At 44.9% G+C, this 11,907-nt stretch carries 8 protein-coding genes and 1 pseudogene; 6 read left to right on the top strand and 3 right to left on the bottom strand.

Annotated features, from left to right (window positions below):
* Positions 1-112 precede the first annotated feature (112 nt).
* From PT275_RS05660 to PT275_RS05645, 4 genes are all read left to right on the top strand, one after another.
* Positions 113-1,153, top strand: a complete 1,041-nt coding sequence (locus tag PT275_RS05660; protein ID WP_348519508.1) for a glycosyltransferase family 2 protein — start codon at positions 113-115, stop codon at positions 1,151-1,153.
* A 276-nt stretch (positions 1,154-1,429) separates the two neighbouring features.
* The gene (locus PT275_RS05655) at positions 1,430-2,590 is read left to right on the top strand and encodes a glycosyltransferase family 1 protein (protein WP_277153126.1); all 1,161 of its coding nucleotides are present in this window, start codon (positions 1,430-1,432) and stop codon (positions 2,588-2,590) included.
* 61 nt (positions 2,591-2,651) lie between these two features.
* A complete protein-coding gene (locus PT275_RS05650; protein WP_277153124.1) occupies positions 2,652-3,770 on the top strand; it encodes a glycosyltransferase family 1 protein in 1,119 nt (372 codons plus the stop codon).
* A gap of 86 nt (positions 3,771-3,856) precedes the next feature.
* Positions 3,857-4,849 carry a glycosyltransferase family 2 protein gene (locus PT275_RS05645; protein ID WP_277153122.1) on the top strand — a complete coding sequence of 331 codons (993 nt, stop codon included), beginning with the start codon at positions 3,857-3,859 and terminating at the stop codon, positions 4,847-4,849.
* A gap of 125 nt (positions 4,850-4,974) precedes the next feature.
* Here PT275_RS05645 and PT275_RS05640 read toward each other — a convergent pair.
* From PT275_RS05640 to PT275_RS05630, 3 genes and pseudogenes are all read right to left on the bottom strand, one after another.
* Positions 4,975-6,182 (bottom strand): annotated as a pseudogene (locus PT275_RS05640) (IS256 family transposase).
* Between the two features lie 178 nt (positions 6,183-6,360).
* Positions 6,361-7,434: an acyltransferase gene (locus tag PT275_RS05635; protein ID WP_277153120.1), complete on the bottom strand. Its 1,074-nt coding sequence runs from the start codon at positions 7,432-7,434 to the stop codon at positions 6,361-6,363.
* A 271-nt stretch (positions 7,435-7,705) separates the two neighbouring features.
* Positions 7,706-8,893 (bottom strand): acyltransferase, encoded by a 1,188-nt coding sequence (locus PT275_RS05630; RefSeq protein ID WP_277153118.1) that lies wholly within the window; start codon positions 8,891-8,893, stop codon positions 7,706-7,708.
* Positions 8,894-9,516: 623 nt separating this feature from the next.
* Here PT275_RS05630 and PT275_RS05625 point away from each other — a divergent pair.
* Both PT275_RS05625 and PT275_RS05620 read left to right on the top strand, forming a co-directional pair.
* On the top strand, positions 9,517-10,983 hold the full coding sequence (locus PT275_RS05625) for a hypothetical protein (RefSeq protein WP_277153116.1): 1,467 nt from the start codon (positions 9,517-9,519) through the stop codon (positions 10,981-10,983).
* A gap of 161 nt (positions 10,984-11,144) precedes the next feature.
* Complete coding sequence (locus PT275_RS05620; protein ID WP_277153114.1) at positions 11,145-11,870, top strand: NUDIX domain-containing protein; 726 nt, start codon at positions 11,145-11,147, stop codon at positions 11,868-11,870.
* Positions 11,871-11,907: the final 37 nt, after the last annotated feature.

Raw genomic sequence — 11,907 nt, 5'->3', positions numbered from 1 at the left:
TTTAGTTATTATGGCAGATATTGAAAAATTTCATAATTAATATCACAAATATATCTTATAATTATAATTTTCCAGACTTCATGCAATAATCTCAATTAGTAAACCATACAAAATGTTTCTTGTCTGTAGCTCTACGATGTGTTGCTCAGACGGCAGGAGTGACAACGAATTGATAACGAGTCCCAAGCTAAGTATAGTTCTTCCGACTTATAATGTTGAAAAATATATCGCACGTTGTATTCGTTCCATTTTGAATTTGTCTTTTAGCGATTATGAAGTTATTTTCGTCAATGATGGCTCGACGGATAAGACGAGTAAGGTCTTTGAGAGTCAGCGACCTGATTCTCGTTTTCGAATGATTACTACGAAGAATCAAGGATCCGGGCCGGCAAGGAATTGCGGGTTGCGAGCTGCTGCCGGTGAATATGTTTATTTCATGGATCCTGATGATGAACTTATTGGAGATCCATTTATAAGAAGTTTGTCACTTATGGACCAAAAAAAATTAGATTTACTCTTTTTCGGATACATTCAAAAAGATATGAACGATGGGTCAGAAACTTCTTGTACTATGCCTGAGGAAATGTTCTCAGCAGATTCTGAAGAGTTCCGTACCAGACTTTTGAAATCAGTTTGTAACAATATGAGCGCAAATTCTGTTTGGAATAAGATAATTAGAAAAAGCTATCTGACAGAGAATGGGCTTCTTTTCCCCAAAATGCGGGCAGGGCAGGATGCAGTTTTCAGTTGGGAATTATACCGTAATATGAAACGTTCTGCAGCAATTAAGGATATAGGTTATCGCTATTCCTTGAATAGGCCAGGTTCTGTGAGGTCAAGTTATAGGGCTGATAGATTCTTTAATGATATGAAAGCGGTAAACGCTGTCAAACAAGATATTTCTGCATGGGGTTTGAATGAGTTGTATAAAAATTTATATGTTCGCTTCGGTGTATACGTAGTTAGAGAAGAAATAAGGAATCAAATGCAAGGAAACTGCATTAATTCAAAGGTAATCTTGAAGAGTGGTTTGTATAAATCCCTGGAAAACGTATCTTTGAATAATCTTTCATGGAAGAATCGCATAAAGTTACTCTTAGTGAAGCTTAGTGCTCATGGATTTTATAAACCGATTACTTTGCTTTTGAAGTAGTGATTTGTGTCAGGTGGTTTTCGAAACCGACACGGAAATTGTGCTGCATTCGGGTTTCTTATATTTCAGCAAATCACCGGATAGTATATGGTCAATATAGAATGAACCCTTTCCCAACAGCGGAATGGACTCTTAAAGAATCTCACCGATTCCGTAGAGTATGTTCCGGAGAGAAAATTCATAAGATTTTTCGGAAATACTTATGGCTGTATTTTATGTTTAAGTATTAAATTGTGGTAAGTCTGAGGACTTTGTAGAATTAGGAAAGCTGTAATTATGCAAAGTTCATTGGCGCTGGAGGGAAGTAAATTGAGTAATCCTGAACGTGTGTTGGTGCTAATCACCAAGATGGACCGCGGTGGCGCTGAGACTATGTCTATGAATTATTATCGTCATTTTGACCGGACGAAAGTGCAATATGATTTCATGGTTAATCGGCAGGAGCCCGGGGATTACGAAGACGAGATTAAGCATTTGGGCGGTAGGATTTTTCGTATGTGTCCTATGTATCCACAGTATTTTTCTCGCTACAAACATGAATTCAAAGAGTTTTTGGAAGCACATCCTGAATATCGTATCATTCATTCCAACCTTGAAGAGCGAAGTTATTTCCCGCTAAAAGTTGCATCAAAAATGCATGTACCGGTAAGGATTGCACATGCACATAATGAATATCCGGGATTTGATCTAAAAACTCCAATGCGTTATTACTTTAAAAAGCGTCTTCCACCCTATATGACCCAAGGTTTTTCATGTTCGCAAAGTGCCGGAAATTGGTTATACGGTAAAAAACTGATGCAAAGCGGCAAAATAAGTACAATCAAAAACGCGATTGATCTTCAACAATATCAGTACTCTGACACTAGAAGAAAAAGTATGAGAGCCATGCTTTCAATTCCGGATGACGAATTCGTGATAGGTAATGTTGGACGATTTGCCGTCCAAAAAAATCAAACTTTTCTCTTGGACGTTTTTTCAGAAATCCATAAGCATCATCCAAATACTTCTCTTCTTTTAGTCGGAGACGGTGATTTGCATAAGGAGCTTGAAACAAAGGTAAAGAAACTGGGGCTTAGCAATGCGGTCAGGTTCACAGGAATCGTTTCCGATTCGTGGGATTTTCTCCAGGCAATGGACGTTTTTGTTATGCCTTCATTGCATGAGGGTCTTCCATTGGCACTGGTAGAAGCGCAGGCTAGTGGCTTGCCGTGTGTGGTTTCTGATGTTGTTTCATCGGAATCTGATGTGACGGGGAGGATTGAGTTTGTTCCGTTATCAAGCCCTCTTGATGAGTGGTCAAAAACGATTATGCGATTCGCTGTCAAGACTGATGAGGAAGCCAGAGGACTGGTAAATCTGAGTGATACTGGTTTTGATATAAATGTTGAGGCTCCAAAGTTGCAAAAGTACTACTTGGATTCTGTCAGCAGGGCATAACCTTATAAAGGATGGCAAGCTTAAAATGAATAACTGGTTCATAGATTGTGAGTAAGTGATTATGAAGAATGCGCCAATTCGCGTTATGCAGGTTATGGGTCATATGGCCGGTGGTGGTGTGGAAGCGACCATTATGAACCATTATCATTTTATTGATAAATCAAAAGTTCAATTTGATTTTGTTATTGACGAAGATTCCACAGTCGTGCCGCGTCAAGAGATTCAGGAGCTAGGCGGAAATGTTTTCGTCGTTCCTCCGTACAAGCGTTTACCTCAATATTTGCGATCTTGCGAACAGCTATTTGCCCAACAAAAGCCGGATATTGTGCATTCCAACCTCAATGCACTCAGTGTATTTCCTCTTGGGGCAGCAAAAAAGGCAGGAGTTCCTGTGCGTATTGCTCATAATCACAGTATTGGAGTCATGCAAGAAGGGCTGCGTACAGTGTTGAAAGATATTCTTCGTCCTTTTTCGAAGGTCTTTCCAACACATTTGGCGGCTTGCACGCCAGCTACTGCTCGGTGGCTTTTTGGGGAAAAAGCCGTGGACAACCATAAAGTATTTTTTATCAAGAATGCCATTGACGTGGACAGATATTCATATGATTTATCGATTAGAGAAGAAATACGTAAGTCGTTGAATCTGAAGGAAGGTCAGCTTGCCTTGGGGCAAGTGGGCAGATTTTGTTATCCCAAAAACCATCTTTTTGCGCTTGAGGTCATGAAAGGTGTAGTGAAGTGGCATCCTGATGCGCAGCTGTTTTTTGTGGGTGATGGAGAATTACGGTCTCAAATTGAAACCAAGATACAAGAACTACAACTTGGACAGAATGTGCATCTGTTGGGGCAACGCAATGATGTTGAACGTTTGTATCAGGCGTTTGATGCGCTACTGTTTCCTTCTAGATATGAAGGTTTACCTTTGACTGTTGTCGAAGCACAGGCTGCTGGATTGCCGGTTATCATGTCTGATGTAGTCAGTGATGAGGTGGATATTTGCCCGAATTTGATTCATAGACTTTCTCTTGATAATGATATTGATACTTGGATTGATACTGTTGATCAGGTAAAAACGGGGAATCGCCAAGTTGCTGATTTGGACCATTTCCAAAAAGCGGGTTATGAAATTCGAGACAGCGCCCAGTCACTTTGTGAATGGTATGAAGAAATTGCATCATAGCCTACATTAATGGTTAGATTGAAACCATAAAAATTTGATTGTTTCTATTATTTGACTAAATCCGAGCAATAGCAGAAAGGCAAAACATGGACCAAACGCCTTTAGTTACCATTGTAATTCCAGCATATAATGTTGCTGAATATATTGATGAATGCATTGCGAGTGCAACTAATCAAACATATAAAAACTTACAAGTTGTTATAGTTGATGATGGTTCTACTGACAACACTTTCGAAAGATGCAATGTGCTGGCGCAAGCAGATTCACGCATATGTCTCATTCATGAAGACAATGCAGGTTTGGCGTCTGCTAGGAACAAAGGCATCGAATCTGCCCGGGGCAAGTACATAATGCTGCTTGATGGAGATGACACTATCAGACTGACGGCAGTTGAAAAATTAGTTCAATGCGCTACATTACATAACAGTGATTTAGTGGTTTTTGATTTATGCGCAGTTGATTCCCAAACTGGTGAGCTATTACCTCGGACTGTGATGAACCCTCTTCCCTTTCCTCAAATCAAGCAGAGTAATGGCGAAGGATGCCTGCACCAGATATATTCCGGTCATATAGGTAACTATGCACCAGGATTTTTTTATAGGAGAGAAATATTTGAAAAGGGAGGTTTTCGTTTTTCCAGTGATGTGCTTTTCCTGGAAGATGTGAATTTCGTGAACTCGATCCTTCCTCATATTGAACGGATTGCATATTTGTCAGAACCTTTGTATATATACAAATGTAATAGATCCGGTTCGTTGACAAATAGTAAAAGTGTCAAACAAGTGCGTAGTGCATTTTCAATGTTGCAGAGAGTGATTACGGAACGCAAAAATACCGACGCAGATTTTCCCAACTATGCAGTTAACTTGTTGTTCTTTTTAATTTCATGCTTACCGAGTTTGACAGACTCTGATAGTAAGTCGCTTTATCATGAGGTTGAAAAAGCCATAATAGGTTTATCGTCAAGCTACTTTAGCCGATTTGACAGTCATCTGAAACTTAAAGTTTTATGTCTAGATTTGCATTTATATCCTCTTTTCTTGAAACTTCATCGGAAGACAAGAACGCTTCGAAAATGAATGATTTGTAATAGATTTTAAGTTTTCCATGCTGCAAGCGGTCTGTCAAAATGTATTGAGAAGAGGTACAGGGGAGGCGGGATATCTTTAACGATAACGTCCGGTGGATTGCGCACTTTCGGTTTTCATCCTTGATTGCCTGTGTGCGGTGTTTCGACCGTGTTGTCCATTATCGGTTCGAGCAGTGACATGTCCAGGTAGCGCCGGTCCGGCCAGTCCTGGGTGACGTGGCGGATCCTCGCGGTGACGAGTAGGAGGGCGCTGCGCCCGTCGGGGAACTGGCCGACCACCCTTGTCCTGCGCCGTATCTCGCGGTCGGGGCGTTCGATCATGTTGTTGGTGCGGATGAGCCGCCAGTGCTCCATGGGGTATTCGGGCAGCTGGTAGGTCGTCGCCTCGCCGATGCCCTCGCGCAGGCAGGAGGCCGCCTCCTTGAGCCTCATCGAGTCGAGTTCGGCGGCCACGCTTTCGGCCTTGGCCAGCGTCTTGTCGCGGTCCTCCATGGCGAACACGGCCTTCAGCTTGGCGGCGACGGGCTTGCGTTTCCTCCTAGGCGTCTTGGCGAGCACGTTGCGCTGGAAGTGGACCATGCACCGCTGGTAGCGGGCTCCGGGCAACAGCTCGCCGACCGCGCGCACCAGCCCCGGGTTGCGGTCGCCCACGGCCAGGCGCACGCCGGTCAGCCTGCGGGCGATGAGGCTCCGGATGAACGACTCCCAGCTGGCCGAATCCTCCCTCATGCCCTCCGCCACACCGATGACCTCGCGGCGCCCGTCGTCGCCGACGCCGATGGTGACCAGGATACTCACGTTCTCGATGCTCCCGCCCCAGGAGCGTTTCAGCCAGATGCCGTCCATGAACACGTACGGGAACGCCCGTCCCAACGGCCTGTCCCGCCATGCGTCAATGCCCCAGTAGACCCCCTTCAGGTCGTCCGAGAGCGTCTGGGGCGGCATGCGGCCGGCCCCAGGGCGCCTGGCTGATGTCGTCGACCCGGCGCGTGCTGACCCCGCTGAAGTACATCTCCATGAGCGCCTCCTCGACGCTCGACTCGCGCGTGCGGTAGCGCTGGATCACAGCCGACTCAGTACCCTTCAGCTTCGGCACTCTGACGGTCATGCTGCCGTCCTTCACCGTCAGGCTGCGTTCGTAATGGCCGGCGCGGGTAGGCCTTCCTCCCGCCGCTGCGCTCATAGCGCGTGGCGCCGGCGGCCTGGTCGGTCTCCGTGTCGAGCATCGCGTTCAGGATCTCCTCGACCTTGGAGGAGACGAGCCGGTCGAGCTCGGTCTCGGACTTGGACTCGTCGACCTGTATGATTCTGTTATCGGGCATGGTTCCCGCCTGCTTTCCAATCAGCGATTATTGATCTGGCGATTGAAAATCGTACACAGGCAAGAGGCCACGCCCCCTATCAAATCCCAAAACCCAATTTGCGCAAACTGCCGGACACTACCTCTTTAACTTCCCGTCCACACGATTCCGACATATCAATAGGGGCACACAGATTTTTTTATTTGGATAACAAGCTATTGGTTTTATTCCAAAGGATTTCAAACCAACGTTCTGGATTCCGATCAAAAATAAATTTAAATAGAAAGCTCTTAATGGTGTCTAAACCGATACATATAAAACAGATTACTGTTACTGCAAGGAGACCATACAGTAGCATCCACCAACTGCCATATAGGAATGATACAGGTTTCAGGACGTGTGTCCAGATGCTCATCCTCAACCCAGGGAATTCGGTTATAAGATAGATGGCGAAAACATGAGAAGCTAAAAAGTTAATGCTTTTACTTCTAAATTGTAAGTTATTGAAAATAACGAACCATCCAAAGGATTCGCATAACACACCAATATCAAATATGCCAAATTCTTGTTTCCCCATCAATGCACGTACTATGATCCAAGAATATCCTATGAGGAGGGCTAGGATACCGATAGTTCTTTTAGTAAAAACACCAGAATGGAAGCGTTTGATATAAGCGATTACTACAAATAAAATAATAAACTCTGTGTTGAGGAGACCTCCGGTTACTGCCACGGATTGTTTAAGTATTGGTAAATGGCTTGCAAATTCGATGCCTAAAAGGAATATGCATAATGTTAAATGCCATTTTTGGGGTAGGACGGATATCCCTTTAATCAGGAAAGGCGAAATTAAAAGAAAACCCATATAGCTGGTAACAAACCACCAGCAATTAGATGTAGTGGGCAAAAAGAAAGAAATAACAGTTTTAATCGTATTCTTCTGGTTTAGATTTTTATACAGTCCCATGAAGAGACTGAACGCACCTAAAATTATTGACCAAAACAACAAAGTCTTTTCCAGGGACCACGCTTTTTTAAAACTTCTATGCAATGAGGCCTCAGAGGTGCATAAAAAATATACAGTTATTGAGAAAAATAAAGTTACGCCAACTTTCCCCTGCGAAAGGAAAAGAATAGTCATGAGAGTCCTACTGGCTCCATGCGGATAGCCATTAATAGAATTAATGCCGTAATACATAAAGTGATGGACTGTTATGAAGAAAATAGCTAATAGACGCAAAGCTTCAAAATTAGATCTTCTCTCTTTAATCATTTTGCTCCTAGTTTTATTACTCATAACAATTGCCAGCTACGCTTCATTGCCCGACCAAATACGAGCATCATTTTTCTCTCATTCATAGTTTGAATATTGGTTTGGACATATCTGAAGTCATAGGTTGAAAAGTTAGGCTGCTGCTCTAGATGATGATATATCGGGTTGTCGCGATTCAACTGCTTAATGGAGCAGCGGAGTGCTCAGGTATTTGGCGCAGGAATTGTCTATTATGACCCCTTATTTTTGATTTTGCGGAGCATCCTTTGTTCTATGCTTGAGTACTTGGGAGCGGGGAGTTGTTGCCTGAAGAGGCGGTGTGTTTCATAAACGACTGTTTAATCCGATTGAAATTCTTGCTACCGAGTAATTGATACAACCACTTATCTTTATGCCGATCAATCGTAATATGGAAGAACAGTCTTCTTATAAAATCAGCCAATATGAATACGACGAACAGTCCGATGACAGCCGCACAGGAAAATAGGAACGGATGGCCGTTCTTTAGAATGGTTGTAGGGACAAGGACCTTTTGCCATAATAAATTTCCTATGGAAGAGTGTTGATGAATTAAATACACAGCGAACGTTGATGGGGCAATAAAATTAATTATCTTGCTTGAAAAATGGAAACGTTCGAATAGAAGGAAAAGTCCGAAACTTACCAAAAGTGGAGGTAATTGCGTATTAATGAAGATGAATCGTTGCTGAGAATGTAGCCAAGGAATAAATAACGATCCAACCCAAAATATTAGATAGATCATTTCTCCGCTTATAATCATTAGCCAACACGTTTTGGTACTTAAGGGCTTCATGTACCATCTGTAATATGAAATCAAAATGAACCAGAAGATGAAAGTAAACACCGATAGCTTAGCAAAATCAAAAGTGAAGAGTGGAAACAATGTACCAACGCCCCAAAGTCCGAAGGTGATTAGCGCGAGTAAAGCATGGTTTCGTTGTTTCATGCGTTTTAGTCCTGAGACAATAAATGGCGAAAAAAGTAAAAATAAATCATAGCTTGTGACGTACCACCACAATCTAGTCGAGGTTGGCAATAGAGATTTTAGTAAAAAGACTTTCCAGCCAGTGTTTTCTGGAAGTGGATTTACACCTTTTGTCTTTAGGAATATCGACAAAGCAAAAAGTGTAATGCTCCAGAAAAGCACTTCTCGTTCCAGATTCCAGATTCTTGTCACATTTTTCTTTAATGAGGGCACCTCATCAGCTATAAACCATGCCGATATTGAGAAAAAAAGAATGTCACCGACCCATCCGCCTGGTAAAAAGGTCATTTGGAAAAGGAAACGGGTCACATTATTTGCAGATGTTTCTATTGCCTGTCCAAGGCCGCTCACGTACAAATGATGTCCGAGTATAGCTAGCATTGCAATAATTCGGAGTAACTCGATACTGGAATTACGCCGGGAAACTGTTGAATGGTTCTTGCTTTGATGCATTGTGTTCCCTGCTTTTTAATAGGACAAAGGCCATAAATAATGTTTATATTTTACACACACTAAAGAAAAAATGATAAATAAATAGAATATAATACAATAATTGATCTAATTTTTAGTTGCAGAAAACAGTGCTTTCGTAGTGGTGCTCAGCAATTTACGCAAATCGGGTTTAGAGATATGGTCTCTTCCCTATGTAGAGTTGTTGGTAACCGAAGTAGATAATTTCTGTTAAAAGCCGAGAGTCTGCCTGCTGGCAGATTATCTAGGCCAAAAAGCTGGAACAGGCTTCCTTCGTTTGTCTTCGTTTTTCGGTATTTATTTCTTCAGCGAGTATGCTAGATTTTGGTTTTGCCCGTATTGAATAGTTCATTCCAATCTGAGGCTGCTAGAACGGTGTTATTGAGTTATTAGTGGGCAGGGCAGTATGATCGCAACATTTGGCATAGTGACTTGCAGAATGAATCCGGAAGACAACAGTCCGTGCGGTTCCTGCTTTTTCAAATAACAGAATGCTCAATTGTGCTAGCACGTCTACGGGAATGTGATAAAAGTATGTCTGAGTTTCTATTCACTTCTTACTCCGTGGTATTTGAACTTACTTGATTTCTTCTAGACTTGGCATTATGAATGAATCTGAGCAAACCACGATGGTGGCGAATTTCGACTCTATGGAGCAGCTGAAACAGTGGATGCGGATCGCTGGGAAGCTTGAGATTTCGGCCAATGGGTTGCCGGACGTTGTGGGCAGTGCTGGCGTCGCTAATGCCGGTAAAACTAATACAGATGCAACTAATGCGGGTATAATATCGCCAATCGGCCAATCTCTCAAGGAAAATCAATCGATCGAAGTCTCGTCTCGGTCTCAGGAATCTGGCGAAACCGGTATCGACGGTAATTTTCCTCAATCCCAGCAGCGTAGTGAAAGCCCCCAGGTTCAAGCTTTATCTCAACCTCAGCGACCCGGCGAAAATGTCAAGACTCAAGTCCCACCCCAACCCCACTCGTTAACCACTGGCCTTTGGGCGCAATCCGACTTCGAAAACAATTGCGAGAACCTGCTCAATACGTATCCTGAATTCGCATCGTGCTTTGCCGGCATCATCCGCACTGCATATCTGTATGCTCCGAAAATCGTGGTGACGGTCGCCGATCTTTTCGACGGGGTGTTTTTCGTGGTGCTGGGGCCGAAGGCGGTCAACGGCATCCTTGGGACCTCATATAAAGACGGCGCGAAACTGGTGGTATCCGGGGTCAAAGACACGTTCGCGGAAAGTCTGGTTTCCTTCATTGCCGGTGGCAAGAAGAATGATGAAACAGGCAAGCTTGAAAATATCGGAACCAGCGAGAAGACATACTGCACGCTGAACGGCAGACTGATTGGGCTGCCTGGTTTGAAGCGGGCTTCCCTCGGCTGGGGTACTCACCTTTACGCAAGGGCGCTGGACTCGGATGAATCTCGATTAACAGACTTGGTTCAAAGCCAGGGGGAGGTTAGGGCAAGCTCCAAATCCATTGCGCAGGCCTTGGTCCACGCGCTCGTCAGGACCTTAAGAAAGCAGGAATCCTTTACTCCCGATCAATCGGGCGTTTCCGAGCAGGAATGGGACGAGCTTTCGAGTGGGACAACGCAGGCGTTGTCGTGCTTCGAATTTCTGGCGAGGCGCTGGCAGGAATGGCTTGAAGCGGAAAGGCACGGGGAAATCGTATATCGGAAGCAAGAAGGCCCGGCATTCTGGAAAGAATTTGCTCGAGTCATCGAATCCGAACCGGTTCAGACCGCGGCCAAAGGATTCGTTTACGATGAAGATTCTTATGAAGCGGTTGGCCAAAGGGTGTTCGGTTTAGTCGAAAACAGTAAAGACGATCAGAAGGTTACCGATACAATCGCCAGCTACGAATCTGCCGATCGTCGTGCCGCAGCCGCGAGATTTGTGGTCGAGACGAATATGTGCCGTCGCAGCGACGCGCTGCCCCTCGTTGTCATGGTGATCCTGTCCTGGATGATTTCGGCGATACCCAGTTTCATCAATCTTTATCGGTGGGGGAAAGAAGTCAAGTCCAGCGGCGAAACCGTCCTCATCGATGGCTGAGGGACATACAAAAGTCATTGTTTTCGGCCTGTCTGAACTTGAAAGCGGTGTGGGTTGGCTATTCTGGTAATAAAAGTGAATCAATGCGGATTTGGTATGGCATCCGCGGTTTAGACATAGTGTTTAGGCGTAGTATTTAGCCATAGTGGAAGGTTGTGGGTATGGCTGAGGAATCTAATGCGAGCAATCGTGCGTTCGAGGTTCACGACGACGAAGTGCCGTTGGCTTTGAGCCATGAGCGGCAGGTTTTTCGCGAGCAGGGCGGAGCGAATTTCACTGTTACGGCTGTGGATGCGGTGGTGAAAGGAACCGGGCAGCGGATGACGCTTCATTTTGCTTCGGTCAAGGATGACAGGCCGGGGGCGGTGTGCGTCGCGGTATTGGATGATTCTGCAAATCCTCATGGCGACAAGCGTTTCCTTGTCGCACGTCATTGGCGTGCGGCGGTGAGGCAGTGGGAGTGGGAGTTTCCGCGAGGCATGGGCGAGCCCGGCGAAACGGAGCAAGAGACTTCGGTACGTGAGTTCCAGGAGGAAACGGGGATTCTTGCCGATTGCTCACAGGTCCGTGTTTTGCAAACCATTCATGCGGATACCGGTGTGTTGCGCGACAATGTCACGGTCACGGTGATCGAATTTTCGAGTGCCGACGAGCGCCGAAGGGCTTTGGCTCGGGTGCCTATGGAAATTGCGGATAGCGGGGAACGTTCGTCGTCCGGCGACCGGGCTGGTAATCAGACCCAGGCGGATTCTCGGCCGCAGACGGATTGGGAACTTTCGCATATGCGTTGGGTCACGGAGTCCGATCTTAAATGCTATATCGCGCAGGGTGGGATTGTTGATGGGGTCACGTTGTCGTCATTCTTCCTGTACCTGCTGTATCGGTAAATTTGTGTGCAAGTTAGTTTCGGATTGTTACTCGCTT

The organism is Bifidobacterium sp. ESL0745 (assembly GCF_029433335.1).
Taxonomy (GTDB): domain Bacteria; phylum Actinomycetota; class Actinomycetes; order Actinomycetales; family Bifidobacteriaceae; genus Bifidobacterium.
The sequence above is the reverse complement of the archived record's forward strand: the minus strand, read 5'-3'. Positions and strand labels throughout refer to the sequence as shown.

Excerpts from the sequence above, each read along its gene's own strand:
- PT275_RS05650 (WP_277153124.1), top strand. The coding sequence starts at position 2,652 with ATGAAGAATGCGCCAATTCGCGTTATGCAGGTTATGGGTCATATGGCC.
- PT275_RS05660 (WP_348519508.1), top strand. The coding sequence starts at position 113 with ATGTTTCTTGTCTGTAGCTCTACGATGTGTTGCTCAGACGGCAGGAGT.
- PT275_RS05625 (WP_277153116.1), top strand. The coding sequence starts at position 9,517 with ATGAATGAATCTGAGCAAACCACGATGGTGGCGAATTTCGACTCTATG.
- PT275_RS05655 (WP_277153126.1), top strand. The coding sequence starts at position 1,430 with ATGCAAAGTTCATTGGCGCTGGAGGGAAGTAAATTGAGTAATCCTGAA.
- PT275_RS05630 (WP_277153118.1), bottom strand. The coding sequence starts at position 8,893 with ATGCATCAAAGCAAGAACCATTCAACAGTTTCCCGGCGTAATTCCAGT.
- PT275_RS05645 (WP_277153122.1), top strand. The coding sequence starts at position 3,857 with ATGGACCAAACGCCTTTAGTTACCATTGTAATTCCAGCATATAATGTT.
- PT275_RS05635 (WP_277153120.1), bottom strand. The coding sequence starts at position 7,434 with ATGATTAAAGAGAGAAGATCTAATTTTGAAGCTTTGCGTCTATTAGCT.
- PT275_RS05620 (WP_277153114.1), top strand. The coding sequence starts at position 11,145 with ATGGCTGAGGAATCTAATGCGAGCAATCGTGCGTTCGAGGTTCACGAC.